Origin of the sequence: Thiohalocapsa halophila, from assembly GCF_016583825.1 — a bacterium.
In the GTDB taxonomy this organism is placed as follows: domain Bacteria; phylum Pseudomonadota; class Gammaproteobacteria; order Chromatiales; family Chromatiaceae; genus Thiohalocapsa; species Thiohalocapsa halophila.
This window is the reverse complement of the sequence record NZ_NRRV01000042.1, coordinates 21228-46374: the sequence shown is the minus strand read 5'-3', so window position 1 is coordinate 46374 and position 25147 is coordinate 21228. Positions and strand designations below refer to the sequence as shown.

The following is a 25147-nucleotide window of genomic DNA, read 5'->3' as shown; positions in this document are numbered from 1 at the left end:
GACACTTACGTTGACTACGATACGACGATCCAAGCTCTCCTGCGGCACAAGCGGGCGGTCTTCGCATGTCGGACGGCCTGGAGCTGTTCGGGTTGCAGGCCAAGCGCTTCGCTAAGTGACTGTTTTTGTGAAGACGCCGCTTAAATTAGTGCCATTCGGGTCAGGCTCAATAACCGATCAAGCAGGTTTAGAGGATTCGGATATACCGAAGATCCGTAACCGTTTAGCCCCCTAGAGACCCGCTTATCAATAGGTTACAGGAGAGCCCCCGCAGCACCGATGACAAGATGAAAACGACGCGCTAGTTTGACTCGATGCGGAAGCGCCCGGACCGCGCCTGGATTCGCACGGAGTGGATTGAGTCAACAGCGCTGTCGCCTGACGCGGAGCTCGTTCAGGCAGATGGGAGGATTAGACCGTGGAAGCGTATCATGGAGGCAGAAGGAAGGTATCTTCGCGTCGTGCTGTTGAGCGACGGCCGCACCGTTCATAATGCATTCTTCGACCGCAGGCTCACGCCATGAAGGTCACTTACTTTGACGACACCGACACTCTCTACATCGAGCTTCGCGCGGGAGAAATCGCCGAAAGCCGGGACCTTGACGAGAACACGCTGCTGGACCTGGATGCAGTGGGGAACATCTGCATGATGACATTCGAGCATGCCAGCGAGCGCACGGATGTCGGACGGATCACCCTCGAGGGCATCGCGGCGTAGGAGCGGACAGAAAACAGGCGGCAGGCCATGATTTGCGACCTACCAGGCTCGCTAGCTGATCGGCACCGCCCCCTCAGCGTCGCCGCTGCCGCAATCCACCAGCTCGCTTGAGCGACCACCGAGACCCGTAGCCATGCCCGCAAAACGACCAAATCGGATCTATCAGTTGAAAATCACGCTCAGGGGTGCGAAGCCGCCCATCTGGCGGCGGGTGCTGGTGCCGAGTGACCTGGCGCTGGATGTGCTGCACGAGGTGATCCAGATCGCCATGGGGTGGACGGACTCGCACCTGCATCATTTCCTGGCGAACGGCCGCGTCTATGGCATCCCCGACGACAAATTTGGCTTCGAGTTCGACCTCAAGGACGAAGCCGAGGTCAAGCTGATGGACCTGTTGCGCAAGGAGAAGGACTCGATGCGCTACGACTATGATTTCGGCGACGGCTGGGAGCATCAGATTCTGGTAGAGAAGGTGCTGCCGTTCGATGAGACCCAAACACTGCCGCTTTGTATCAAAGGCAAGCGTGCGTGCCCGCCCGAGGATTGCGGGGGGATCTGGGGTTACGCGCAGCTGCTCAGAACCCTGGCAGACCCGTCCGATCCGGAGCACCAAGACATGCTTGAGTGGGTCGGAGGCCAGATCGATCCGGAGGCGTTCGACCTCGACGATACCAATGAGGCGCTCTCGGCGCTCAGGCCGACTGGCTGGCCAGCCAGCCGAGGCCCCGATCACAACGCCGACCACGAGGGCACGGGCCGGGCGTAGGATGGACAAGCGAAGCGCAGTCCACCAGCTTACGGGTGGCGCCGGCGTGGACTTCGCTGTCGCTCGTCCAGCCTACCAGTCTTTGCTCCCACGCCGGAGCGTGGAAGCCAGCGAGCACCGTGCAGCTGGTTGGACTTACGGTCAACGCCCTGACGCGGCAAGTGTCTACCGATTGCTTTGGCAATCCTAGCCGCGAGCACCAGAACAAATAACGCATCAACAGAGAACCTCCAGCCATGTCCACAGACTTCAACGACGACCCACACCTCGACGTCTGCCAGAATATCGAATTCGGGCTGCGTACCGCCTATGAGCGCTCGCCTTCGCTCACGGACACCCAGTGCATGTTTGCCATCGACAGCGCCAAGGTAGCCGTCAAGCAGGCGTTCGGCTATGCCAAGAACCAGCCGTTGAAGGTCCTGCCCGGCACCGAGGGCGTGGTCGACTGGTGTGTGAAGGTTGGCCGGAAACGCGTGGGGGAGCAGAGCGACCTCACCCTGAAGGAATACATTGCGCGCTTGGAAAAGATCAAGCGCTCGGTCAAGCGCCATTCCACCGCCGGCCCTCGAGGCTACTATGAATTCGTTCGCGACTACGTCTGAACGCTTGGAACCGACGATGCAGCCATGATCCAGATCCCCCAATATCTCGAGGTCTACATCACAACGCTCAATTCCGAGCTGGATCGGTTCTGGTCGCGGTTCAATGTCTTCTCCGCGATCCAAATCTTGGCGATCCTGGCGCTGATGCTGGCGTTCGACAAGGTACAGATCCATCCGGACACCGCCCGCGCCGCGAACATGGTGTTGTTTCTGTTTTCGCTGACCGGAGCCCTGATCATTTGGCAGTCCATTGAGATCCAGCAGCGCTTGGTGACGGCGATCGTGGCCGCCGAGACGAACCTGCCGGACGATGTGGGACTGTTTCGCGAAGCGCTTCAGGCGTCGAGTCCGGCCCAGAATTTCATCATGCGCGCGTGCTTCTCGTTTGCCGTGGTCTGCGCGGTGTTCTGGGGCGGCATGATCTTTTTCGGGCCCTACGGTTGAATGCCATGGGCAGCCGCCGGCCATGAATGAGCTCATCAAGCCTATAGCCGAGGCTGTCGCCATGTCGGTGGAGGCCGTGGGTATCACGGTCATCGGCCTGGTGAGCTTCTATGTCCTCGGGCTGTTTGTCGTCCAGGCGGTGCGCGGGCGAGACCTGTCGGCGGCCTATGGCGAGGTCAGACAAGTGCTGGGCAGGGGAATCCTGCTGGGATTGGAATTTCTGGTGGCCGCAGACATCATTCATACCGTAGCCGTGGAGCTGACCTTCGAGACCGTCGGGGTGCTGGCGATCATCGTCCTGATCCGGACCTTCCTGAGCTTCACGCTGGAGCTGGAGCTGAAGGGACGTTGGCCCTGGCAGCAGACCAGCTCTCGCCCGTAATCGGTAGGGACCCGAGCCATGGGCGGGCACCGGTATCTCAGGTCCTGCCGTGCGCAGAAGCAGCGGCTGACAGCGAAGAACCGATACGCGAGTGAGCGGCGTTGAGAGAACAACCCTACCAATGAGCACCATCGCAACAGCCAGGCGCACGCAAGCATCGATCCTGTGCCGGGGCGCGGCCGCCGCTCTGCTCGCTCTCGCAGCGGCGAGCGTCGGGGCGGCGAGCTTTGATTGCACCCAGGCATCCACCCGCGTCGAGAAGCTCATCTGCGCCGATGCGGAGCTGAGCCGACTCGACTCCAAGCTCGGCGCTGTCTATGAAGACGCGCGGCAGAACACCCGCGACCCGAAGGCTCTGCTGGCTGCGCAGCGCGGCTGGCTCGCGCAGCGCAACCGATGCGACGACAGCGACTGCTTGGCGGAGCGCTACCGCCAGCGCATTGCAGCGCTCGGCGGGGATGCCGGCGAGGACAGCGCCGGGGACGCGATGGGCGAGCCGCGTACGGAGCGCACTGCCAAGGCCGTGCGCATCACCCAGCAGGGCGCCCGGTTCGAGATCGACGTCGCCTATCCGCGCCTCGGCGACGGCGCGGCGGCCGCCGCCGGCGAGCGCGCGCTCGCCGAGCTGGTGGGCACCGAGATCGACGATTTCCGCGAGATGTACCGGCAGCTGCTCGCCGCCGGCGCCGGCCACCAGGGCCCGCCTTGGCAGCTGACCATCGACTATGACCACCTCTATGCCGCGCCGCGCTTCTGGGCCGTGGGCCTGCGCAGCTACTTCTACACCGGCGGCGCCCACGGCGGCATGCAGCACCTGCCGGTGGTGCTTCGCCGCGACACGGGCGCGCGGGTGCCAGTGGCGGGCCTGTTCCGCAGCGAGAAGGACTGGCTGCCGCGCGTGGCCGACTACTCTTACCGCGCCCTCGCCGGGCGCGAGCCCTTCAGCGCCGACGACGACTGGCTGCGGGAGGGCACGGCGCCCACGACGGAGAACTACCGCAAGCTGCTGCCCCTGGCGGACGGCCTGCTGGTGATCTTCGAGCAATACCAGGTGGGCCCCTACGCCATCGGCGTGCACGAGGTGATAGTGCCCTATGCCGAGCTCGACGGCTTGCTCGATCCGGCCCTGTTTCCCGGCGGGCAGCCCTAAGGCATGCGCGGGCCCGGGCACGGCACCGGCTCAGCTGGGGCCGATCTCCTTCGCGGCGGCGTCGGCGGCGATGGTTGTCCATGGTCGGTCACCCATGCGCACGGCCGGCCATTGGCAGCGACAACACCCAGGCCCCTAGGCCACAAAGCACTGCCCAACCGGAGCCCTGTATGCCGTCCATCGACGCCCTACCCTGGTGGGACTGGCCCGACTTCGCCCGCGTCGCGCTGGTGCTCACAGCGGTGGCCGCGGCGGGGCTGCTCGGCACCCTGCTGGTGCGCGCGGCCCGGCGCTCGAGCGGACCGCCGGTGCGCCCGCCCACACGGCGACCGCGGCTTCCGGCCGGCATGCACGCGCCCCAGGAGGGCCAGGCCATGAGCGGCGGCCCGGCCGAGCACGAGGAGTTCCCCACCCGGGCGCCGGATCCGGTGCTGCGCACCATGCACCGGGTGCTGCGCGTGGCCACCTATGTGCTCGCCATCGCCATGGTAGTGGTGATCCTGGAGGGTGTGGCGAGCGTCATCCATACGCTGTACGTCAATATGTCCAGTCCGCCCTACTTCATGGTGCCGGACATCGTGAAGATGTTCGGGGTCTTCCTGGCGGTGCTCATTGCCTATGAGATCTTCGCCAACATCACCCTGTACCTGCGCACGGACGTCTTCCCGGTGAAGCTGGTGGTGGCCACCGCCGTGATGGCCATCGCGCGAAAGGTGATCATCCTGGACATGGAGGAGTACTCGGCGCTCGATCTGGTGGGCATCGCCGCAGTCGTGCTGGCGCTCGGCATTGCCTATTGGCTCATCTCGCAGGCCGACGCCGGCGGCAAGATGCGCTGGCGCAACGACGAAGAGCCGTGATGCCGCCTCTGCTTTCCCGCAACACACAGACCCGGAGGAGATCCGATGCTGAATTGGGACGACCCCCTTGCCAATGTCACTACGCCTGCTCGCACCGAGCCGCGGGCGGCGCCCCCGAGCGACGCGAGCTTCGACGACGCTAGCGTTGACACAGACGGCGGCAACGACTTCCCGCTCGGCTCCGACGCCGCAGCCGCGCCCGAGCCGACACAGGCCCCCCCCCGCCCTGGCAACGGCCTGGTGGGCAACGACGACCTCATGCGCACCGCCGGGGCCGCACCCGTGGTGAGCCCCAACCCGGTGCCCGCCCAGCGCTCGCTGCTGGACGAGGGCGCGCACGCCCCATCGGGCGAGCGGGCGCCGAGCGCCGACGACGACACCGGCGCCCAGGGCGGAGCCACCGGCCTCGAGAATCTGGAAATGGGGGCCGGGCGCCTGCGCGTGGACGACAAGCGCATCATCAACTGCAACGCGGACCTGAACCAACTGGTGCCCTTCAAGTACGACTGGGCCTGGCAGAAGTACCTGGACGGCTGCGCCAACCACTGGATGCCGCAGGAAATCAACATGAACGCGGACATCGCGCTCTGGAAGGACCCCAACGGCCTCACCGAGGACGAGCGCACCATCATCAAGCGCAACATGGGCTTCTTCTCCACCGCCGACTCCCTGGTGGCGAACAACCTGGTGCTGGCCGTCTACCGCCACATCACCAACCCCGAGTGCCGCCAATACCTGCTGCGCCAGGCCTTCGAGGAGGCCCTGCACACCCACGCCTATCAGTACGTCGTCGAGAGCCTGGGGCTGGACGAGGGCGAGATCTTCAACATGTACCGGGAGCTGCCGGCGGTGGCCCGCAAGGCGGAATGGGCCCTGCCCTATACCCAGTACCTGGCAGACCCGAATTTCCACACCGGCACGCCGGAGAACGACCAGCGCCTGCTGCGGGAGCTGGTCGCCTTCTACGTGATCTTCGAAGGCATCTTCTTCTACGTGGGCTTCGTGCAGGTGCTCTCCATGGGCCGGCGCAACAAGATGACCGGCACCGCCGAGCAGTTCCAGTACATCCTGCGCGATGAGTCCATGCACATGAACTTCGGCATCGACGTCATCAACCAGATCAAGATCGAGAACCCGCACGTCTGGACCGAGGCCTTCAAGCAGGAGCTCGTCACCATGATCCGCGAGGCCGTCGAGCTGGAGGCCCGGTACGCCCACGACACCATGCCCCGCGGCGTGCTCGGCCTGAACGCGCCCATGTTCGAGGAATATCTCCAGTTCATCGCCAACCGCCGCTGCGCGCAGATCGGCCTGCCGGAGCAGTATCCGGGCGTCAGCAATCCCTTCCCGTGGATGAGCGAGGTGCTGGACCTCAAGAAGGAGAAGAACTTCTTCGAGACGCGGGTCACCGAGTACCAGACCGGCGGGGCGCTGAGCTGGGACTAGGGCGCGGTGCCCGTGTCGGGCCTCCTTGCGTCGGCACCGACCTACAGCGCCCTCCGTAGGTCGGCGCTGAGCGCCAGCGAAGCCCGACAACCGCGAGCCACCGCATGTCGGGCCTCCTCGCGTCGGCACCGACCTACAGCGCCCTCCGTAGGTCGGCGCTGAGCGCCAGCGAAGCCCGACATGCCCGCGGGCGATCACCCAAGAGCCACGTCCATCGGAGCAGCCCATGCCGCAGTCCGCAACCACCGGCGCCACCGACGCCGACTTCCTGTTCGACAGCGAAGAGCTTCAGGCGCTGGCCGACGACACCCTGCTGCGCCGCGCCTGGCGCCATGCACAGGACAAGCGCGTGGTGCGGGTGGGGCTCTACGAGGGCGAGCTGCATGCCGAGGTGGAAGACGAGGACAGCGAGGAGCACCTGACCCTGTCCGTGGGCTACGACGCCGACGGCAACCTCTGGTCCGCCTGCGACTGCGACGACCTGCACGAAAGCGCACACGCCGCCGACGGTCTCTGCGTCCATGCGCTGGCCGCGCTGCTCGGCTTCGGCACCGCCGAGCCGGCGGACGCCAGCCTGGGCGATGCCGTGGCCGCCGCCATCGACGAGCGGGTCAAGCGCGGCCGCGCCGAGGTGCGGGTGGAACCCGTCGGCGGAGACGACGGCGCCGATGCCCAAGCCCCCTGGTTCGGCACCTGGCGCGCGCGCTCCATCGGCACCGGCGCGAGCCCCATCCAGTCCACCTGGCAGGTGCAGATCCGCTCCCTGACCGAGCGCGCCAACCACTGCACCTGCCCGGACTTCGCCACCAACCAGCTCGGCACCTGCAAGCACATCGAAGCGGCCCTGCACCGCATCGGCAAGCGCAAGGACTTCAAGCAGGTCCGCAGCCAACCGGCGCCCCGCTGCTATGTCTACCTGGACTGGCAGCGCGACGACGCCCCGCGCATCCGCCTGCACCGCGCCGCGGAGATCCCGACCCACCTGGCGCCGGTCCTGGAGCAGTGGTTCGACGCCGACGGCGCCTTCCGCGGCCGGCTGCCGGACGAATTCCAGGCCTTCGCCGAGCAGCACGGCGGCGACGACCTGCTCATCGGCGACGATGCCCTGGGCTTCGCCCGCCGCCTCGCCGACGATGCCGCCCGCGAGCTGCGTGCCCGGGAGATCGGCCAACGCATCCGCGCCAGCGGCGGCCGGCTGCCGGAGATCCGCGCCCGGCTCTATCCCTACCAGATGGACGGCGTGGCGTTTCTGGCCGGGCGCGGCCGCGCGCTGCTGGCGGACGACATGGGCCTCGGCAAGACGCTCCAGGCCATCGCCGCCGCCTACTGGCTGCACCGCAACGAGAACGTCGAGCGCGCGCTCATCGTCTGCCCGGCATCGCTCAAGTTCCAATGGCAGCGCGAGATCGAGCGCTTCACCGGTGCCGAGGCCCACTTGGTGCAGGGGCCGGCGGAGGCGCGCGCGGTGCAGTACCGCAAGGGCAGCGGCTTCTACATCATCAACTACGAGCTGGTGCTGCGGGATTTCAGCGTCATCAACGAGACCCTAGCGCCGGACCTGCTGATCCTGGACGAGGCCCAGCGCATCAAGAACTGGCGCACCAAGATCGCCACCGCCATCAAGCGCATCCCGTCGCGCTACGCCTTCGTGCTCACCGGCACGCCGCTGGAGAACCGCCTCGAGGACCTCTACAGCCTGATGCAGGTGGTGGACCCGCGGGTGCTGGGCCCGTTGTGGCGCTATCTGGCGGACTTCCACATCACCGACGAGCGCGGCAAGGTGCTGGGCTATCGCAACCTCTCGGAGCTGCGCCGCCGGCTCACGCCCGTGATGCTGCGGCGCGACCGCGCCCTGGTGCGCGAGCAGCTGCCGGACCGCATCGAGCAGCGCCGGGACGTGCCCCTGTCGCCGAAGCAGGCGGAGATCCACGACGACGCCCTCAACATGGCCGCTTGGCTCGCCCAGATCGTCAAGCGCCGGCCGCTGACGCCCGCCGAGCAGAACCGCATGATGGCGGCGCTGCAGCGCGCCCGCATGGCCTGCAATGCCGCAGGCCTGGTGGACAAGGAGACCAAGGGCTCGCCGAAGCTCGACGAGCTCGCCGGCATCCTGGAAGACGGCTGCCGGCTTGCGGGGCTGAAGGCCGTGGTCTTCTCCCAATGGGCGCAGATGGGCGAGATGGTGGAGGACCTGGTCCGGCGCATGGGCCTGGGCTGTGTGCGCCTCCACGGCGACGTGCCGAGCGCCAAGCGCGGTGCGCTCATGGACCGCTTCCACAACGACGACGCCTGCCAGGTGTTCATCTCCACCGACGCCGGCGGCACCGGGCTGAACCTCCAGTGCGCCTCCCTGCTGGTGAACCTGGACGTGCCCTGGAACCCGGCGGTGCTGGACCAGCGCGTCGCCCGGGTGCACCGGCTCGGCCAGCGCAGCAAGGTCCAGGTCATCCACCTGGTGGCCGCCGATGCCTACGAGGACCAGGTGCTCGGGCTGGTGCAGGGCAAGCGGGACCTGTTCGATAACGTAGTGGATGCCGATGCCGCCGAGGACGTGGTGGGCATGTCCAAGCGCCTCGCCGAGGTGCTGGCCGAGGACCTGGCCGACAAGGACGCCCACAAGGAGCAGCCCGCCGCGCCCGGCCTGGATGCGGACACCGCCGCCGAGGCGCTTGCCGAGCCCAGCCCCGAGCCTGACGCCGAGCCGGCGGCTGCGGCCGCGGAGACCGCCGGCGCTCTGCCGGCGGAGTCGGAGCTGGCGAAGGCCGGACTCGGTAAGGAAGTCCGCCGCTGCATCGACGTCCTCCAGCGCGACTTCGGCAACCGCATCGCGCGCATTCTCGGCGCGCGCAGCGGGCTGCTGGTGGTGCTCGATCAGGTGGACGACGCCGACGACGCCCGTGCGGCGGGCATCTCGGAGCAGGTGCCCATCGCCCTCATCGACCGCCGCACCCTGCGCGGGCTGGAGCGCCTCGGTGCCGCCTCGCCCGCCGCCGGCGCCGACGAGCTCTACCAGGCCCCGGCCGCTGCGGCACCGGCGGGGCCGCCGCTACTCCACCGCGCCCGCCAGAAGCTCGAGGCCGCCGAGGTCCTGCTGCGCCAGGCCTGCCCCGCCCCCGCCGCCGAGCTGCTCCTCGGCGCCGTGCTCAACGCCGCGGCGCTGCGCTGCGGACTCGACCAGCCGCCGGAGCCCGGCAAGGCCGCCGTCTGGCTCTACGCCGAGGCCCTGCCCGCCGGCTGGCTCCAGCCGGATGATGCGACGCTCGTGATGCGCGCCCAATCCCTCGCCCAGGCCGGCGACGCCGTGCCGCCGGAGCTGCTCGCGACACTGGCCGGCGATGTCGCGGCGTTCGTGGCCGATGTGGGCAATGCGGCATGACGTGAGCTGCCGAGAACGAGGCTATTGACTATGCATGCGCCGAGGTGCCATCACCGGCGCATGCGCAAGGCGCCAACCCTGGCTATGCTCTTGGTCTGCCCAGAATGCTTGTCACGACTGACGGAGCCAGGTGATGCAAACCCTGCCGACGGAGCCGACGCCGACCCTCTACGAACAACTGGAAGCCCTGCCGGACGGGCTCACCGGCGAGATCCTCGACGGCCAGCTCTACACCCAACCGCGCCCGGCCGGGCCGCACGCCCTCGCCGGATCAGCCCTCGGCGCGGAGCTGTTCGGTCCGTTCCAGCGCGGCCGCGGCGGGCCGGGCGGCTGGTGGATCATCGACGAGCCGGAGCTGCACTTCCTGCGCGACACCGAGGTCGCCGCCCCGGACCTTGCCGGCTGGCGCCGCGAGCGCATGCCGCGGATCCCGCGCGACCACCGCTTCCAGGTCGTGCCGGACTGGGTTTGCGAGATCCTCTCCAGCTCCACCGAAAGCAAGGACCGCAACATCAAGATGCCCGTCTACGCCCGCTACGGCGTGAAGCACCTCTGGCTGATCGATCCACGCACCCGGACCTTGGAAGCCTATACCGCCACCGACGGCGCATGGCAGGAGATCGGCCGCTGGAGGGGCGATCAAGCGGTGGCCGCCGCGCCCTTCGCCGAGGTCGCCCTGGACCTGTCGGTGCTGTGGGACGACGGCGGCTGACGGACCGGTGCAGCGCCCGATCAACGCGCATGTCGGGCCTCCTGGCGTCGGCACCGACCTACCGCGGCCGTAGGTTGGCGCTGAGCGACAGCGAAGCCCGACGCCGGCGGGACGCAGCGGCACGTGCACGTCGGGCCTCCTGGCGTCGGCACCGACCTACAGCGGCCGTAGGTCGGCGCTGAGCGACAGCGAAGCCCGACAGGGGCGGGACGCAGCGGCACGCACACGTCGGGCCTCCTGGCGTCGGCACCGACCTACCGCGGCCGTAGGTCGGCGCTGAGCGGCAGCGAAGCCCGACGCCGGCGCGGCGCAGAGGCACCCGCATGTCGGGCCTCCTGGCGTCGGCACCGACCTACCGCGGCCGTAGGTCGGCGCTGAGCGACAGCGAAGCCCGACAGGGGCGGGACGCAGCGGCATGCGCATGTCGGGCCTCCTGGCGTCGGCACCGACCTACCGCGGCCGTAGGTTGGCGCTGAGCGACAGCGAAGCCCGACAGGGGCGGGACGCAGCGGCACGCGCATGTCGGGCCTCCTGGCGTCGGCACCGACCTACAGTGTGCGTCGTAGGTCGGCGCTGAGCGGCAGCGAAGCCCGACGCCGGCGTGCGGCTCAGGCGACGGCCAGGGCGTCCATGCCGGCGGCGCCGCGCCAGTAGCCGTCGCAGGGGCCGGTGGGCATGAGTGCCGCCAGCGCCTCGCCGGCGGCGGCCGGCGCCAGCTCGCCGGCGCGCACCTTGTGGAACAGCGCCAGCACCTCGCCGGTGTACTGTGACTGCGGGCTGACGCGCAGGATGTCCACGTCCAGCGCGCGCAGATCGTCCAGGGCCGGCAGCAGATTCATGGTGCGCGCGGACTGGGTCTGGATGCCGTTCAGCGCCAGGAAGCGGTTGTCGTCCTGGGTGTCGACCACCATGCCGTCCGGGTCCTCGAGGCAGGCGTCGCGGCAGTCGTCCTTCGGCAGATCGCGGGCGCGGGCCGTGAAGCAGCGGGCCGAGTAGGCGAGCGGCAGCCGACCGTAGGCGAAGACCTCCGTCTCCATGCCGGCGGGCCGCTGCCGCTGCATCGCCGCCAGGGTCTCGCGGGTCAGCTCCACCGGCAGCACCCAGCGCCGGCAGCCGTCGGCGGCGAGCAATTCCAGCGTGCGGTGGTTGTAGACATTGACGCTGTGGCCGACGGCAAAGGGCTTGCCGCGCAGCAGCTGCACGGCACCGAGGTCGTTGGCCTCCACCAAGTAGTCCTCCTGGCCACAGATGGCCCGCAGGCGCTTGAGCTCGGATTCCGCCTCCAGCAGCGCCAGCGTGGACAGCACCACCTCCTTGCCGGCGGCGGTGAGGCGTGCGGCGATGTCCAGCCAGTCCTCGAAGCGCACCTGATTGCGCTTGGCACAGATGGTCTCGCCCAGGTAGACGATGTCCGCCGGGCTGTCTGCAACCATGGCGTAGAAGTCGTCCACCTGCTGCTTGGGCCAGTAGTAGGGAATGGCGCCGACGGACAGGCGCGGGGCGGGGGATGCGGTCATGGGCTTGCTCGATGGCTCGTCGATGGCAGGGTCGGTGTCGGTCGGTGCTGAGCGCCAGCGAAGCCCGACAGGCCGCGCCGGCGTCCGCCCGACCAACTGAGCCGGCGGAGGGGCCGACTCATTGCCAAGGCCGGTGATAGGGGCCAAGGGTGGTCTGGGCGCCCTCGGAGACCTTGGCCAGCTCCGCGGTCCACTCCGCCTGCGGGGCGAAGTGCTCGGGGTCGCGGGCGAAGGCGTCCAACGCCTCCCGCCAGACCCGGGTGACCTGCTTGACGTAGACCGGGCTGCGCTGGCGGCCTTCGATCTTCACCGCCGCCACGCCGGCCGCCGCCAACTGCGGCAGCAGCGCCATGGCGTTCAGGCTCACCGGATCCTCGATAGCGTGGTAGGTACGGCCGTCGGTGCGGTAGGTGCCCTTGCACAGCGTCGGATAGCCGACGTTCTCACCCTTGGCATGGCGCTGGATCAGCACGCCCCCCAGGCGGGTATCGAGCCCGGTGTCGGTCTCGATCCATTCCACGTGGCTCGCCGGCGAGCAGGCGCCATAGGTGTTCGGCGAGCGCCCGGTGGCATAAGAGGAGAGGATGCAGCGCCCCTCCACCATCACGCACAGGCTGCCGAAGCCGAAGACCTCGATCTCCACCGGGCTCTGCTCGATGACATGCTCGATCTGGGCCATGGACAGCACCCGCGGCAGCACGGCGCGCCGGATGCCGAAGTGCTCGTGGTAGTAGCGCAGCGCCTCGTAGTTCGTCGCCGAGCCCTGCACGGACAGGTGCAGATTGAGCTTGGGCTGGCGGCGGGCGGCATAGTCCAGCACGCCGATGTCGGCGCAGATGAGCGCATCCACGCCGAGCGCCGCTGCCTGGTCCACGGCCTCCTCGAAGCGCGCGATCCCGTCCGGGCGCGGATAGGTGTTCATGGCGATGAACACCCGCTTGCCCTTGCCCTTGGCGTAGCGAATGCCGTCCGCGAGCTTGCCGGCGGTGAAGTTGAGCCCGGCGAAGTGCCTTGCGTTCGTGTCGTCACGAAAGCCCGTGTAGACGGCATCGGCGCCGTTGTCCACGGCGGCCTTCAGCGACGGGAGGTTGCCGGCGGGGCAGACGAGCTCCATAGCGTGCATTCTCGGGTTGGTTTCTGGATGGATGCGCTGTCGCGGACTTCGGCCCCGGTGGCGGTCGCTGAGGCAGCAGTACGAAGTGCGAAGTACGGAGTACGGGGAGCGCGGTGGCCTGAGCCACGTACTTCGTACTCCGTATTCCGTACTGTCTTCATGCCGCAATCCGCTCCCCAACCCGCATCCCCTGCGCCGAGCCGCGGCGGCGCAGCTCCGCCTCGATGCCGTTCAGCACGGCCCATTTCTTGGCGCACCAGTCGGGGGCCAGCAGGATGTCGCGGGTGGCGGTGCCGGTCACCCGGTGGTAGGTGATATCCGCCGGGGTATGCTCGATGAGGTCGCAGGCGGTGGCGATGTACTGCTCCATGGTCAGCGGCTGGTAGCCGCCGGCGCGCCACTCCTTCGCGAGCAGGGTATGGCGCACCACATGCAGTGGGTGCAGCTTGAGGCCATCGGTGCCCAGCGCCAGCACCCGCTCCAGGCTCGCTCGGGCCTCGCGCTGTCCTTCCCCGGGCAGACCGACGATGAGATGGGTGCACACCGCCAGCCCGCGCCCGCGGGCCGCCAGCACGGCGCGGCGATAGGCCTCGAAGCCGTGACCGCGGTTGACCCGCGCCAGGGTGGCGTCGAAGGCGGATTGCAGCCCAAGCTCCAGCCAGACCTCGTGGCCGGCGTCGCGCAGCTCGCAGAGCAGGTCCAGCACCGCATCCGGCACGCAGTCCGGGCGGGTGCCGACGGAGATGCCGACCACGTCCGGCTCCGCCAGCGCAGCGCGGTACAGGGCGCCGAGCCGCGCCACATCGCCGTAGGTGTTGGTGTAGGCCTGGAAGTAGGCCATATAGATCTCGGCGCGGGTACGCCGGCGTACCACCCGGCGGCCGGCCGCGATCTGCTCGGCGACGTCCGGCAGCGCCTTGGCGTTGGGGCTGAAGGAGACGTTGTTGCAGAAGCTGCAGCCGCCGCGGCCCTTGCTGCCGTCGCGGTTCGGGCAGCTGAAGCCGGCGTGGATGGCGAGCTTATGCACGCGCCGGCCGTGGCGGCGGAGCAGGTCCTGGCCGAAGGTGTTGACGAGGTCGGACAGCGGCATCGGGCGGTAGGAGGCAGCTCAGGAGACAGCGGACGGCCCCGGCCGCCCGAACGTCGCAGGTTCCCATACGAGAGACGCGGGTACATTGATAGTGGTCAAGGATGCCCAGGCGCAGAAGCCCGAGCGCACCGACGAGACGAGGCACGCAATCAAGGAAGCTTGCGATCACGCTGCCGATTTCGATGGTGACCTGTACACCACTGGCGTCGCGCACCCCTTGGCCCCACATCTCCCTGTTGCCGATTCATGCCTATACTGAAAGCCCGGACGCTAGCGCAAGCTAGAGACAAGAAGACAAGGCGGAACAAGCCCAGCCCCCGAAGTGGGCGCCGCTACAGCGCCGGATCTCCAGCGCCGCCGCAGCGCCTGCGCGAGCGACCCACGGCGATGACACCTGATTACCACCGCTGATCACGACACCAGGGGGGAGCTTCATCCATGCCCGAAATCAGCAACCGCGCCCTGATCCTGATCATCCAGGCCGTGGATCGGGAGATCAATCGGCTGACGGACGTGCCGGACGAGGTCATCACCTCGGTCGAAGAGCTGCTGCTGGTCGACTACAAGGCGCTGGCCGCGGAGTTGGAAGCGCTCTATGCAGAAGCGTGTAAGACAGATGCCCATCTCCCTGACTACAGCTCGCTGGTGACCGACCGGCGTCAGGCTTCCGATTAGCCGTGGCGATGCCCCGGGCTCTGTCTCTTGACCCAAGCCGTCGCCGGCGCCCGCGACCTCCAGTAAGCTGAGGCGCAAACCCGAATCGCCACAGCTCCCCGCCCATGGATTCGCGCATCGACCACATCGAGCTTGCCACCACGGCCCCCATACAGCTCATCGACATCACCGCCGAGGTGCGCAAGCGGGTGCAGGCAAGCGGCCTCCGGCATGGCCTGGTGACCCTCATCTCCAACCACACCACGGCGCGCGTGAACCTCAACGAGCATGAGGAGCAGCTGCAACAGGACATGGTCACCTTCCTGAAGCGTCTGGTGCCGCGCGACGGCGACTACGGCCACAACATCGCGCCGGTGGACGACCGCGACAACGCCCATGCCCACCTGCTCGGGCTCTTCGCCAACGCCTCCGAGAGCATTCCGGTGGCGGACGGCGGGCTGCTGCTCGGCGAGTGGCAGTCGATCTTCTTCGTGGAGCTGGACGGGCCGCGGGCGAAGCGGCGGGTGACGGTGCAGCTATTGGGAGAGCGCTGAGCCATGCGCAGTGACGACATCGACGGCTTCTACGCCGATCTCTCGGCGCTCGAAGCCGACGCCCACCTGTTGCTCGACTACCGCATCGAGTGCACCGGCGACCCGCGCGCGGCGGCGGCCCACCTGGCCAGCGAGCAGTCCACCGCCCAGTGGCAGCGGGTGGGCGTCGACGAGGACTACCGCCCGCGCTTCGCGGCCAAGGTGGTGGACCTGGAAGTCGAGACGGTCCTCTCCGGCACCAGCTACCCCCTTGATCCGCCGGTCAACGAGCCCGTCAGCGTCTGCCGGGTGCGCATCGCCCATCCCTACGCCAACTTCGGGCCGCGCATCCCGAACCTGCTCTCCGCCGTGCTCGGGGAGGGCGCCTTCTTCGCCCCCGGCATCCCGGTGGTGAAGCTGCTGGACCTCGAGTGTCCAGACGCCTTTCTGGCCCATTTCGACGGGCCGCAGTACGGGCTTCAGGGCCTGCGCGATCTCTGGCGGATCCATGATCGCCCCTTTTTCTTCGGCGTCATCAAGCCGAACATCGGCCTGGCGCCTGCGCCCTTCGCGGAGCTCGGCCTCGCCGCCTGGCGCGGCGGCCTCGACATCGCCAAGGACGACGAAATGCTCGCCGACCCGGACTGGTCACCCATCGCCGAGCGCTCCCGGCTGCTCGGCGCCGCCCGTCAGCAGGCGGAGCAGGAAACGGGCGTGCCCAAGGTCTATCTCGCCAACATCACCGACGAAGTCGACCGGCTCGTCGAGCTGCACGACATCGTGGTGGCCAATGGCGCCAACGCCGCCATGGTCAATGCCCTGCCGGTTGGCCTGAGCGGTGTGCGCGGGCTTCGCAAGCACGCCAAAGTCCCGCTGGTGGCCCACTTCCCGGTCATCGCCGCCATGAGCCGCCTGCCCTGCTTCGGCGTGCACACTCGCGTGCTCACCAAGCTCCAGCGCCTCGCGGGCTTCGACGTCATCATCATGCCCGGCTTCGGCCCGCGCATGATGACCGCCGAGGACGAGGTGCTGGAGTGCATCGCCGCCTGCACCGAGCCGATGGGGCCGATCAAGCCCGCGCTGCCCGTGCCCGGCGGCAGCGACTCGGCCGCGACGCTGACCAGCGTGCACGACAAGATCGCCAGCCCCGACTTCGGCTTCGTGCCCGGACGCGGGGTGTTCAGCCACCCGCATGGGCCCACCGGCGGAGCGGCGAGCTTGCGCCAGGCCTGGGACGCCATCGCCGCCGGGGTGGCGGTTCGCGAGCATGCCGCGCAGCATCCGGAGCTGGCGGCTGCGCTGGAGGCCTTCGGCTGACGGGCGCCCGCCGCGGAGGGGCTTAGCGGCCTTCGGCAGCGGCCAGTCACAGCGGCTCGACTCAAAACGCCATCCGCCGGTAGATCTCCGAGACCTTCGCCGGCAGCCGCGCGACGTCGGCGACGACCACATAGTTGGCGGCACCGAACATGTGCGGCAGGTAGTCGGCGCCTGCTTCATCGATGGTGATACAGAAGGGGTGGATGCCGGCCTGGCGCGCTTCGAACAGCGCCGCGCGGGTGTCCTCGATGCCGTAGTCGCCGCGGTAGTGCAAGTCGTAATCGTCCGGCTTGCCGTCGGAGAGGGTGATGAGCAGCTTGGTGCGGGCTTGCTGTTGCCCGAGCAGGCCGCAGAGGTGGCGGATAGCCGGGCCCATGCGGGTGTAGTCCTGCGGGGCGATGGCGCCGATGCGGGCCTTGACGGCGTCGTCATGGGTCTCGCCGAAGCCCTTCACCGGGAAGACCTCGCAGCGCTTGCGGGTCCAGCCGGAGAAGCCGTAGATGGCGAAGCGGTCGCCGAGGACGTTCAGCGCCTCGGAGAGCAGCACCAGGGCTTCGCGCTCGGCCTGATTGATCCAGCCCTTGGTGGAGCCGGACATGTCCACCATCAGCATGACGGCCACGGAGCGCTCGCTCTTGTGCTGGCGTAGGAACAGCCGCTGCGTCATCTCGCGCCCGGCGTGGGCGTCGGCATGGGCCTCCACCAGGGCGTCGATGTCGATGTCCTCGCCGTGGGGCTGGCGGCGCAGGGTCTTGTCCTCGCCGCGCAGCAGCTCGAACGTTCGCCGGATGGACTTGATCAGCCCGCCGTGCTTGTCGAGCGTCGTGCGATAGAACACGAGATCCCCCACGGGCAGCGCGCGCTCGCGCAGCGCACACCAGGCCTTGCGGTAGTGCCGGCGGCCGCAGTCCCATTCGTCGTAGAGCAAGGCGCCTTCGGCGTGATCGGCCCCATTGCGCGCAGCGTCCGGGTTGTCTGCGACACGGCCGGAGTCATGCTTGCGCGGGCCGGCTCCCTGGGCGGAGGCGAGCAGATAATCCGGCGGGATCTCGCCCAGGTCCTGGATGATGCTCGCCATGGTGCTGCGCACATCCGCGGGTGGCGCCACCGGGCTGCCGTCCAGCAAGAGCTCGAAGCCGATGCCGTCGGGCGCATCCAAATCCTGCTGGCGGCGGACTTGCAGACGGCCGCGCACGGTCGTCTCCCGTCGCCCGGGCTCGTCCGTCTCGGCCCCAGCCTGCTCGCTGTCGTCAGCTTCGTCCATCAGCGGCGCCAGCGCGACGCGCAGCCGCTCGCGCTCCCGGGCCTTGCGGGTGTCGAGCCGCTCGCGCACGGCCGCCGGGTCCAGCTCGCCGCGGTAGCAGCAGGTGCCCGCGGGCGTTCCTCGCAGCTCGGCGGCCAGCCGCAAAGCATCGTCCACGCTCGCCGTCGGCTCGGCGAGCGCCGGGGCCCGCCGGCGCAGCTCGGCATCGTCGTCTTCCAGGGTCCGGCGCAGGGATGCCATGTCCCGGTGCAGGCCGGGGTAGTCCCGGGCGAGCCGAGCGTCGAGCCGGATGGTCTCCAGTGCATGGAACAGCGACAGGTCGTCAGGGCCGAGCGCCCCGCCCTCAACTGCCGCGAGCAGCGCCCCACCGCGCCAGGTGCCATACCAGCTCTGCGCCCACTGGTGCACGGCCATGGCCTTGTAGAGGCTGACATTGGCGGCCTTCTCCGGCAGCCGGGCCAGTCGCGGCGGCAGAAAAATCGTCTCGGTGTCGGTGCAGCAGCGCTCGGCCGCAGCGACGGCGAGCGGGCGCCCGTTCAGCCCGCGGACGAAGCGCTCCAGCGCCGTGGCATGGTCTTCCAGCACGGCGCCGGCCTGCAACTGCTGCCGGTTGGCCGCGAAGGCCGCCGGCTGCTGGAAGGCGTGGATGGCCGCTCGCTGACCGGACCTGTCGTAGCGGTCCATGGCGTGGAGCAGCCAGGCCTCGACGCCGTCCAGATCCATGAGCCGTATGGCATCACAGACATGCGCCGTGAACTGGTAGGCCAGCTCCGCGTTGTCGCGCGCGATGACCGCGCCCCAGTGCAGCACGAAATCCTGCTGCGCCCGCGTGCACGCCGCCAGGCCTCGCGCGGGCTGGGCCGCCGTGCGGCGGGAGGACAGCGCCGGGTCCAGGCAGACGGCCAAGCGCTGCTCCAGGGCGCGAGCGCTGAGCGCTCGGCTTGAGCTGGTCATGGCGCGCCGACAGTCACAAGGGCATCCTGCCCGCCAAGATCAGGACTCGCCTGGTGGGCGTGCCTGACGCTGCCCCTGGCACGGGATGACCAATCACGAGCCTGATGCGCCGCAAACCCGGTCAAAACAGGGACGAAGACAGCTCGTTGACCGCCGCGAGCATCTCCGGATCATCCGTCAGCGCCTCGGCAATGGCACTGCGGCAGGCCGTGACAGGCGCAATGCCGGCGGCGATGAGCTTGCCCGCGTGCACCAGCAGCCGCGTGGAGGCGCCCTCGTCGAGTCCCTGGCCCTTCAGGTTGCGGGTCATGTGCGCAAACCTGACTAGCTGCCGGGCCTGCTCGGCGTCGATGCGGGCCTCCTGCGCGACGATCTTCTGCTCCAGCGCGGCGTCCGGGTAGGTGAGCTCCAGGGCCACGAAGCGCTGGCGGGTGGACAGCTTCAGGTCCTTGAGCACCGACTGGTAGCCGGGGTTGTAGCTGATGGCCAGGCAGAAGGTGTCCGGCGCCGCCAGCAGCTCGCCGAGCTTCTCCATCGGCAGCACGCGGCGGTCGTCGGCGAGGGGGTGGATGACGACCGTGGTGTCCTTGCGCGCCTCGACGATCTCGTCCAGATAGCAGATGCCGCCGGCGCGCACGGCGCGCGCCAGCGGACCATCCACCCAGACAGTCTCGCCGCCCTTCACCAGAAAACGCCCGACCAGATCGGAGCTGGTGAGGTCGTCGTGGCAGGAGACAGTGATGAGCGCGCGCTTCAGACGCCACGCCATGTACTCCATGAAGCGGGTCTTGCCGCAGCCGGTGGGGCCCTTCAGCAGGATGGGCAGACCCTTGGCATAGGCCGCCTCGAAGACGGCGATCTCATCGCCGACGGGCTCGTAGTAGGGCTCCTCGGCGATGACATGGTCTTCCGGCTTCAGGACCTTGAGCCCGCGCTGCGCGGGTTGCGGCACTGTGGCGCTCCTCGGGGCTGGGCTCGGAGTTCCCCGAGTTTGGCGCTTGGCGACAGTGGTGACAAGGCCGGGGTGCCGACCGCGCGTCGGCGCTCTGGCGCCCGTCCGGGCGGAGACCGGCGGTCCCCGGATCAGCTGGCCTCGGCCAGCGCCGGGGCGGGCACGTCGCGGGTGTCCTCGTGGCCCGTGAGCAGCTCGCGCTCGAAGGCGGCCCAGTCGACGCGGGCGCCCAAGTGCTCGGCCACCAGGCGCATGTCCTGCTCGGCGTTGCCGAGGCAGCTGGTGCCGCCGGGCGACGGCGTCATGTTGAAGACGATGCCGTGGCCGTCGATGATCTTCACCTCGCCCATCTTCAGCTCGCGGCTGCGGCGGTCGATGAGCTGCGGGCGCACGCCGCCGAAGCCGTGGGCGTATTCGATGTCCCGCACCGACAGCTGCGGGACGATCTTGCGGATCTCCTTCAAGAACAGGCGGCGGTTCAGCCAGGGCACCTCGTAGAGGAAGTTGCGCAGCACATAGTTGCGCACGTCGGGGACCTTGAGCAGGCTCCAGAGCGTGGCCACCACGTCCCGGTCCAGGTTCAGCACCCGGAAGAAGTCGCGGATGGTGGCCGGGTTGTAGCGCTCCAGCATGGGCAGCATCAGCGCGGTGGGGCCGAACCGGGTCTTGCCCTCGGTGGCAATGTCGCGGTCGCCGTGCACGGCGGCGAAGGGCAGCGCCGGGTTCTGCACCGTGTAGACCTTGCCCTGCAGCGCTTCCGGGGCAAAGTAGAAGGACCCCACCATGGGCAGGCAGGAATACTCCAGGCCAAAGCCCATCTGCTGCGCCATCAGCAGCGAATGCCCGCCGGCGCACACCACCACGGAGCGCGCCAGCATGGGCCCGCGGCTGGTCTGGAGCACATAGTCCTCGCCGTCCTTGGCGATGTCCGAGACCTCGGTGCCGTAGAGCTGGCTCACGTGGCGGTCCGGTGCCCGGTCCAGGCGCTCGCACTGGGCGGCGAAAGACTCAGACAAGGCCTGGAAGTCCACGGCGCAGTAGTCATCCGGCGTGCCGGTAGCGACGATCTCCTCGTCCCGGCGGGCGCCGTTCACCAGGGCGACATTGGGCTCCAGGTCCGCGATGTCGTCGCGCTCCAGCAGCTGCATCCGCGGGTACAGGACGCGGAAGGCCTGATAGCGCCCGCGCAGGTAGCCGCATTCGCGTGCGCCGACGCCGAGCACCATCTTCGGCATGCGATGGATGATGCGCTCACGCTCCGCCGCCGGCAGCTTGGTGGCATAGTTGACGATCATCGACGCCGTGCGCTTCACCGCCGCCGCCTTCTCCAGGCTGTAGTTGGTCTCGATGTCGCCGCAGTGGATGGTCTGGCTGTTGTTGTGGGCGTGCGAGTTCACCTGCGCCGGGCGCTCGCGGCGCTCCACCAGCAGCAGCCGCTTCAGGTCCGTGAATCGCGCCAGCTCGTAGAGCAATGCGGTGCCGGTGACGCCGCCGCCGACGATGATGCAGTCGTAGTGGGTGGAGGCTGTCATACTCTTGGGTTCCTCGACATGCCGGCCGATGCGCGGGCGCAGCACGCGCTGCACCCCGGTGAGGCGCTAGGGTATGGAAACGAAAGACCCAAAACCAGCCAATGGGTCCGTTTCAAAGTATTGGCTTTTTGCATGATGGACCGGCTCGTGCGCCCCGCGCGGGAAACCGGCCAACGGACGCCGTGAGTACTACCGGCGTCGGTCCAGGACATCCTGGACCCTTGCTGCCGGAACGCCGCGTGCGGCGGGGGTCGGCCCTGATCAGCTGGTCCAGACAGCAAAAAGCCCCGGACCCAAAAGCCCGGGGCTCGATCACGCGGCTCGCCCGCTACGGGGCGAGCTTGGCTCATGGCATCAGTCGCGGAACGGATTCTCCGAGTCCGTGGTCTTGCCCTGCTTGGGCTGCTCCTGCTGCATCTCGACGGTGCCCTGCTGGCGGTCCGCCTCTTCGACTGCCTGATCATCGGTCACGACGGTGGCGGTGGAGACGCCGCCCACGACTAGAGCCGCAATGGCAAGTGCTTCGAGCATGGTGTTACTCCTGCTGAATCTGCTTCAAGTTGCGTAGAAGTATATAAGCGGATTCTAATTCTTCAAGTAACAAATCGTAACAACGCCTGACAAATTCCCCGGTCCCCAGCGCCCGGCCATCACGCGCCGCCGCCGTGCGCGCGACACCTGCCCGCTCGGTGCTAACCTGATCCGCAAGTCGCGCCGCAGGGGCACCCGCGCCGCATCGCGTATCCAAGACCCAACGCAATCCATGCAAAAGACGCACCTACTGATCATCGAAGACGACGCGGCGCTCGCCGAGATGCTCGCCCTGCACTTCGAAGACCAGGGCGCAACCGTGGAAACGGCGGGCGACTGCACCGCCGGCCTTGCGGCCGTTTCTGCCGGGCATTTCGACGTCGCACTGCTGGACCAGCACCTCCCCGACGGCGACGGTATCGAGCTGCTGCCAAAGCTGCTGGAGACCGCCCCGGCGCTGATCGTCGTGATGATGACGGGGCAGCACGACCTGGAGCTCGCCATCGACGCCATGCATCAGGGGGCGGCGGATTTCGTGCACAAGCCGGTGCAAACCGACCAGCTGGAGGCGACCATCGGCCGGCTGCTGTCCCAGCGCCGTGAGGCGGCAACGGCCCCAAGCCCGACGCCGCCGGCACCACAGCGCGACCTCATCGGCCGCAGCGCCGCAATGCTGGAGGTGAGCAAGGCCATCGCCACCGCCGCCCGCGGTGCCGCGACCGTGCTGATCACCGGAGAGTCGGGCACCGGCAAGGAGGTGGTGGCACGCCTCATCCACGAGCACAGCGGCGCGCCCGGGCCTTTCGTCGCCGTCAACTGTGCGGCCCTGGTGGATACGCTGCTGGAGAGCGAGCTGTTCGGCCACGAGCGCGGCGCCTTCACCGGCGCCAACGCACGCAAGCCGGGCCGCTTCGAGCAGGCCAGCGACGGCACGCTGTTTCTGGACGAGGTGGGCGAGCTCGCCGCACCGCTCCAGGCCAAGCTGCTGCGGGCCATCCAAGAGAAGGCCTTCGAGCGCGTCGGCGGCACCGAGACGCTGACCAGCAATGCGCGCATCGTCGCCGCCACCAACCGCGACCTGATGGCGGAGGCCGCGGCCGGGCGCTTTCGCGAAGACCTCGCCTACCGGTTGCGGGTGCTGGAGGTCCGCGTGCCGCCGCTGCGCGAGCGTCGGGAGGACATCCCGCTGCTCGCGGACGGGCTGCTGACGCGCATCGCCGAGCGCTTGCAGGTCCAACGCCCACGGCTCACCGAGGACGCCCTGGCCAGACTCGGCACCTATGACTGGCCGGGCAATGTGCGGGAGCTTGAGAACCTGTTGACGCGCGTGACGCTCGGCGCCCGCGCCGGTGTGGCGACACCGGATCTGCTGGATTTACCGGATGCCGGGGCAAGCACGCCAGGCGCCGACAGCGACGACCACGCCCAAGTGCTGCGCACCCTGGACGAGGTGGAGGCGGATCATATTCAGCGGGTCCTGCTGCACACGGGCGGACACAAAGCGCACAGCTGCGAGATCCTCGGTATCTCGCGGCCGGCGCTGGACCGTAAGATCGCCAAGTACGGACTCAAGAGCGGTAAAGCCGAGCACTGAGCGGCAGGCGCTGCAAGCTGCGGCCTGTTCTACGCGGCTCAGCCGTTGGCGCGCACAGTCAAGACTCGGCCTCGAGCGCGCGCTGAGAGCGGGTGCGAAAGACGCGCATCTCTTTCGCGGCCTGCACGTCGCCCTTGGACTCGGCGGTGGCGATGCCATGATCGAAGGCCTTCATGGCTTCATCATGGCGCCCGGCGGCGGCGAGCGTCTTGCCGTAGAGCTTCCATGCGGCCGAGTAGCCGGCGTCCATGCGGACCGCCTCGGCGAGATGCGCTAGGGCGTCGTCGAGGCGCTCCACTTTCAGGTACTCGTTGCCCAGGCTATAGCGCAGCAGCGCGGAGTCCTGCCCGCGGGCGCGCATGGTTTCGAGATTGTCGATGATGCTCATGCTGGCTTCACCCCTTTGGTCTCCTTCTTCGTGGCGGGCCCAGGGCGCTATCCTGTCGCGAGCGGGCAGGTGCGGGCAAGGGCGACGCGCCGGCGCAATCTCCCTCGCCGCCGTCGTCGCAGGCACATCGCATGCCGCTCTGAAGCCCGGATACCGCCCCGGTACCGCCGGCTGACCGCGTATGATCAGCCAAATGGCCGGTCGAATGCCACGCGGACTGTAAGCCGCGGCGGCAATTCGCCTGTGCAGGGCCGCACACGAGGTGCACCTGCTCGCCATTGGATAATTGGGGATGCGCCCTCGCGAGTAGAAGCCTCGGCGCCTCGATCTGCGTCCAGCCAGAACACTCAGGGGCGAGGCGATACGGCTTCGAGCGCGCAGCCTGCGCGGCAGCAGCATGGCCATTTGGCCGCAGAGTAAGGGATGCCGCAGGGCAGGGAAATGCGGGGAGATGCGGGTGGTTGACCGTCCCTGGCCAAGGGGCTCGGTGAGCGACCGCGGTTGGCTTGCCAGGCCCAGGTTGGCGAGACCACCCTGGCGAGACCCACCTGGTCGGCGCGCTCATCACGCTCCGGCGAAGCTCCGATCTATCGGCGTTGCCAGTGAAGGGCAGGACGCCGCACCATTTTCAGCGACCCTAGTCGCTGAAACAGCCGTCACGCAGCATGCCTGGCCTTGGCCTCCTGCGCGGCCCGTGCCTGCTCGGCCTCATAGGCGCGGCCCGACCAGAGCATCTCGTAGGCGATCTCCTCGTTGCCGTTCTCGCACAGCTCCAGCACCTGCTGGAACAGCGGCTGGAAGCTGTCGCTGCGATGCGACGCCTCGTGCTGCTCGAAGCTGTCCCAGAAGGTGACGATCAACGCCTCGCGGTCCTTGAGCTCGCTGGCCACGGCCTGCCCGGTGGTGGAGCCCTCGTTGGAGATGGCCCCGCTGTTCATGGCGACGAAGCCGCCGACGAAGCCGGTCTCCGAGTGGTAGGTCTTGACGTTCTCACAGAGCATGGCGACGCGCTCCTGCAAGTCATCCACGTCATACTCCGGCTTCAGGATGACGCGGTTCACAGTGATGACGCCGTCGCTCGGGAAGTTGGGGATGAAATTGTTCATCTGCGGTTACCTCCATAAGCATATTGCTATATGCCGATACCATGATTCCTAGGTGGCGGCGGAGTCGCCTGCTTCAACGGCGTAGGCGGAACAGGCTCTCACGCCGCGCGGGCCGCGAATGCAGCGCGACACAGCAGGTGCCGAC

Annotated in this window: 23 protein-coding genes; 14 read left to right on the top strand and 9 right to left on the bottom strand. The window is 68.3% G+C overall.

The window, feature by feature from the left end:
* Positions 1-520 precede the first annotated feature (520 nt).
* The 10 genes from CKO31_RS16385 to CKO31_RS16340 all read left to right on the top strand — a co-directional run bounded on the left by CKO31_RS16385 (position 521) and on the right by CKO31_RS16340 (position 10456).
* Positions 521-718 carry a DUF2283 domain-containing protein gene (locus CKO31_RS16385; RefSeq protein WP_200239624.1) on the top strand — a complete coding sequence of 66 codons (198 nt, stop codon included), beginning with the start codon at positions 521-523 and terminating at the stop codon, positions 716-718.
* A 166-nt stretch (positions 719-884) separates the two neighbouring features.
* Positions 885-1484, top strand: coding sequence for a plasmid pRiA4b ORF-3 family protein (locus tag CKO31_RS16380; RefSeq protein WP_242475427.1), 600 nt, complete (start codon positions 885-887; stop codon positions 1482-1484).
* 236 nt (positions 1485-1720) lie between these two features.
* On the top strand, positions 1721-2086 hold the full coding sequence (locus CKO31_RS16375) for a hypothetical protein (RefSeq protein ID WP_200239620.1): 366 nt from the start codon (positions 1721-1723) through the stop codon (positions 2084-2086).
* 24 nt (positions 2087-2110) lie between these two features.
* On the top strand, positions 2111-2530 hold the full coding sequence (locus CKO31_RS16370; RefSeq protein ID WP_200239618.1) for a hypothetical protein: 420 nt from the start codon (positions 2111-2113) through the stop codon (positions 2528-2530).
* Between the two features lie 22 nt (positions 2531-2552).
* Positions 2553-2912, top strand: coding sequence for a DUF1622 domain-containing protein (locus CKO31_RS16365; RefSeq protein WP_200239616.1), 360 nt, complete (start codon positions 2553-2555; stop codon positions 2910-2912).
* A 121-nt stretch (positions 2913-3033) separates the two neighbouring features.
* The gene (locus tag CKO31_RS16360) at positions 3034-4062 is read left to right on the top strand and encodes a DUF3298 domain-containing protein (RefSeq protein ID WP_200239614.1); all 1029 of its coding nucleotides are present in this window, start codon (positions 3034-3036) and stop codon (positions 4060-4062) included.
* A 170-nt stretch (positions 4063-4232) separates the two neighbouring features.
* Positions 4233-4922, top strand: coding sequence for a phosphate-starvation-inducible PsiE family protein (locus CKO31_RS16355; protein WP_242475426.1), 690 nt, complete (start codon positions 4233-4235; stop codon positions 4920-4922).
* Positions 4923-4967: 45 nt separating this feature from the next.
* Positions 4968-6368 carry a ribonucleotide-diphosphate reductase subunit beta gene (locus tag CKO31_RS16350; RefSeq protein WP_200239612.1) on the top strand — a complete coding sequence of 467 codons (1401 nt, stop codon included), beginning with the start codon at positions 4968-4970 and terminating at the stop codon, positions 6366-6368.
* 226 nt (positions 6369-6594) lie between these two features.
* Positions 6595-9744 carry a DEAD/DEAH box helicase gene (locus CKO31_RS16345; RefSeq protein WP_200239610.1) on the top strand — a complete coding sequence of 1050 codons (3150 nt, stop codon included), beginning with the start codon at positions 6595-6597 and terminating at the stop codon, positions 9742-9744.
* Positions 9745-9877: 133 nt separating this feature from the next.
* Positions 9878-10456 carry a Uma2 family endonuclease gene (locus CKO31_RS16340; protein WP_200239609.1) on the top strand — a complete coding sequence of 193 codons (579 nt, stop codon included), beginning with the start codon at positions 9878-9880 and terminating at the stop codon, positions 10454-10456.
* A 608-nt stretch (positions 10457-11064) separates the two neighbouring features.
* Here the strand turns inward: CKO31_RS16340 and ubiV are convergent.
* The 3 genes from ubiV to mnmL form a co-directional block, all read right to left on the bottom strand.
* The gene (ubiV, locus tag CKO31_RS16335; RefSeq protein ID WP_200239607.1) at positions 11065-11973 is read right to left on the bottom strand and encodes a ubiquinone anaerobic biosynthesis protein UbiV; all 909 of its coding nucleotides are present in this window, start codon (positions 11971-11973) and stop codon (positions 11065-11067) included.
* A 118-nt stretch (positions 11974-12091) separates the two neighbouring features.
* Entirely contained in the window at positions 12092-13087 is a 996-nt protein-coding gene (gene ubiU / locus CKO31_RS16330; RefSeq protein ID WP_200239605.1) for a ubiquinone anaerobic biosynthesis protein UbiU, read from the bottom strand.
* A gap of 157 nt (positions 13088-13244) precedes the next feature.
* A complete protein-coding gene (gene mnmL, locus CKO31_RS16325) occupies positions 13245-14177 on the bottom strand; it encodes a tRNA modification radical SAM protein MnmL/YtqA (RefSeq protein WP_200239604.1) in 933 nt (310 codons plus the stop codon).
* 438 nt (positions 14178-14615) lie between these two features.
* Here mnmL and CKO31_RS16320 point away from each other — a divergent pair, with 438 nt between their 5' ends.
* The 3 genes from CKO31_RS16320 (at position 14616) to CKO31_RS16310 (ending at position 16681) form a co-directional block, all read left to right on the top strand.
* Positions 14616-14852, top strand: coding sequence for a hypothetical protein (locus CKO31_RS16320; RefSeq protein WP_200239602.1), 237 nt, complete (start codon positions 14616-14618; stop codon positions 14850-14852).
* A gap of 104 nt (positions 14853-14956) precedes the next feature.
* Positions 14957-15385 (top strand): secondary thiamine-phosphate synthase enzyme YjbQ, encoded by a 429-nt coding sequence (locus CKO31_RS16315; RefSeq protein WP_200239600.1) that lies wholly within the window; start codon positions 14957-14959, stop codon positions 15383-15385.
* Between the two features lie 3 nt (positions 15386-15388).
* Complete coding sequence (locus CKO31_RS16310) at positions 15389-16681, top strand: RuBisCO large subunit C-terminal-like domain-containing protein (RefSeq protein ID WP_200239598.1); 1293 nt, start codon at positions 15389-15391, stop codon at positions 16679-16681.
* A gap of 61 nt (positions 16682-16742) precedes the next feature.
* On the opposite strand, the gene CKO31_RS16305 is transcribed toward CKO31_RS16310, so the two are convergent.
* The 4 genes from CKO31_RS16305 to CKO31_RS16290 all read right to left on the bottom strand — a co-directional run bounded on the left by CKO31_RS16305 (position 16743) and on the right by CKO31_RS16290 (position 21914).
* Positions 16743-18899 (bottom strand): nitric oxide reductase activation protein NorD, encoded by a 2157-nt coding sequence (locus CKO31_RS16305; RefSeq protein WP_200239595.1) that lies wholly within the window; start codon positions 18897-18899, stop codon positions 16743-16745.
* Positions 18900-19020: 121 nt separating this feature from the next.
* Entirely contained in the window at positions 19021-19851 is an 831-nt protein-coding gene (locus tag CKO31_RS16300; RefSeq protein WP_438874016.1) for a CbbQ/NirQ/NorQ/GpvN family protein, read from the bottom strand.
* A 131-nt stretch (positions 19852-19982) separates the two neighbouring features.
* Complete coding sequence (locus CKO31_RS16295) at positions 19983-21383, bottom strand: FAD-dependent oxidoreductase (RefSeq protein ID WP_200239593.1); 1401 nt, start codon at positions 21381-21383, stop codon at positions 19983-19985.
* 354 nt (positions 21384-21737) lie between these two features.
* Positions 21738-21914 (bottom strand): hypothetical protein, encoded by a 177-nt coding sequence (locus CKO31_RS16290; protein WP_200239590.1) that lies wholly within the window; start codon positions 21912-21914, stop codon positions 21738-21740.
* A 232-nt stretch (positions 21915-22146) separates the two neighbouring features.
* On the opposite strand from CKO31_RS16290, the gene CKO31_RS16285 reads away from it, so the two are divergent.
* Positions 22147-23508, top strand: a complete 1362-nt coding sequence (locus CKO31_RS16285; protein ID WP_200239588.1) for a sigma-54-dependent transcriptional regulator — start codon at positions 22147-22149, stop codon at positions 23506-23508.
* Positions 23509-23566: 58 nt separating this feature from the next.
* Here CKO31_RS16285 and CKO31_RS16280 read toward each other — a convergent pair whose 3' ends face one another.
* Both CKO31_RS16280 and CKO31_RS16275 read right to left on the bottom strand, forming a co-directional pair.
* Positions 23567-23896 (bottom strand): tetratricopeptide repeat protein, encoded by a 330-nt coding sequence (locus CKO31_RS16280; RefSeq protein ID WP_200239585.1) that lies wholly within the window; start codon positions 23894-23896, stop codon positions 23567-23569.
* A gap of 656 nt (positions 23897-24552) precedes the next feature.
* Positions 24553-25002, bottom strand: coding sequence for a ligand-binding protein SH3 (locus CKO31_RS16275; protein WP_200239582.1), 450 nt, complete (start codon positions 25000-25002; stop codon positions 24553-24555).
* Between the last annotated feature and the right edge of the window lie 145 nt (positions 25003-25147).

Excerpts from the sequence above, each read along its gene's own strand:
- CKO31_RS16385 (WP_200239624.1), top strand. The coding sequence starts at position 521 with ATGAAGGTCACTTACTTTGACGACACCGACACTCTCTACATCGAGCTT.
- CKO31_RS16375 (WP_200239620.1), top strand. The coding sequence starts at position 1,721 with ATGTCCACAGACTTCAACGACGACCCACACCTCGACGTCTGCCAGAAT.
- CKO31_RS16370 (WP_200239618.1), top strand. The coding sequence starts at position 2,111 with ATGATCCAGATCCCCCAATATCTCGAGGTCTACATCACAACGCTCAAT.
- CKO31_RS16365 (WP_200239616.1), top strand. The coding sequence starts at position 2,553 with ATGAATGAGCTCATCAAGCCTATAGCCGAGGCTGTCGCCATGTCGGTG.
- CKO31_RS16360 (WP_200239614.1), top strand. The coding sequence starts at position 3,034 with ATGAGCACCATCGCAACAGCCAGGCGCACGCAAGCATCGATCCTGTGC.
- CKO31_RS16355 (WP_242475426.1), top strand. The coding sequence starts at position 4,233 with ATGCCGTCCATCGACGCCCTACCCTGGTGGGACTGGCCCGACTTCGCC.
- CKO31_RS16350 (WP_200239612.1), top strand. The coding sequence starts at position 4,968 with ATGCTGAATTGGGACGACCCCCTTGCCAATGTCACTACGCCTGCTCGC.
- CKO31_RS16345 (WP_200239610.1), top strand. The coding sequence starts at position 6,595 with ATGCCGCAGTCCGCAACCACCGGCGCCACCGACGCCGACTTCCTGTTC.
- CKO31_RS16340 (WP_200239609.1), top strand. The coding sequence starts at position 9,878 with ATGCAAACCCTGCCGACGGAGCCGACGCCGACCCTCTACGAACAACTG.
- ubiV (WP_200239607.1), bottom strand. The coding sequence starts at position 11,973 with ATGACCGCATCCCCCGCCCCGCGCCTGTCCGTCGGCGCCATTCCCTAC.
- ubiU (WP_200239605.1), bottom strand. The coding sequence starts at position 13,087 with ATGGAGCTCGTCTGCCCCGCCGGCAACCTCCCGTCGCTGAAGGCCGCC.
- mnmL (WP_200239604.1), bottom strand. The coding sequence starts at position 14,177 with ATGCCGCTGTCCGACCTCGTCAACACCTTCGGCCAGGACCTGCTCCGC.
- CKO31_RS16320 (WP_200239602.1), top strand. The coding sequence starts at position 14,616 with ATGCCCGAAATCAGCAACCGCGCCCTGATCCTGATCATCCAGGCCGTG.
- CKO31_RS16315 (WP_200239600.1), top strand. The coding sequence starts at position 14,957 with ATGGATTCGCGCATCGACCACATCGAGCTTGCCACCACGGCCCCCATA.
- CKO31_RS16310 (WP_200239598.1), top strand. The coding sequence starts at position 15,389 with ATGCGCAGTGACGACATCGACGGCTTCTACGCCGATCTCTCGGCGCTC.
- CKO31_RS16305 (WP_200239595.1), bottom strand. The coding sequence starts at position 18,899 with ATGACCAGCTCAAGCCGAGCGCTCAGCGCTCGCGCCCTGGAGCAGCGC.
- CKO31_RS16295 (WP_200239593.1), bottom strand. The coding sequence starts at position 21,383 with ATGACAGCCTCCACCCACTACGACTGCATCATCGTCGGCGGCGGCGTC.
- CKO31_RS16290 (WP_200239590.1), bottom strand. The coding sequence starts at position 21,914 with ATGCTCGAAGCACTTGCCATTGCGGCTCTAGTCGTGGGCGGCGTCTCC.
- CKO31_RS16285 (WP_200239588.1), top strand. The coding sequence starts at position 22,147 with ATGCAAAAGACGCACCTACTGATCATCGAAGACGACGCGGCGCTCGCC.
- CKO31_RS16280 (WP_200239585.1), bottom strand. The coding sequence starts at position 23,896 with ATGAGCATCATCGACAATCTCGAAACCATGCGCGCCCGCGGGCAGGAC.
- CKO31_RS16275 (WP_200239582.1), bottom strand. The coding sequence starts at position 25,002 with ATGAACAATTTCATCCCCAACTTCCCGAGCGACGGCGTCATCACTGTG.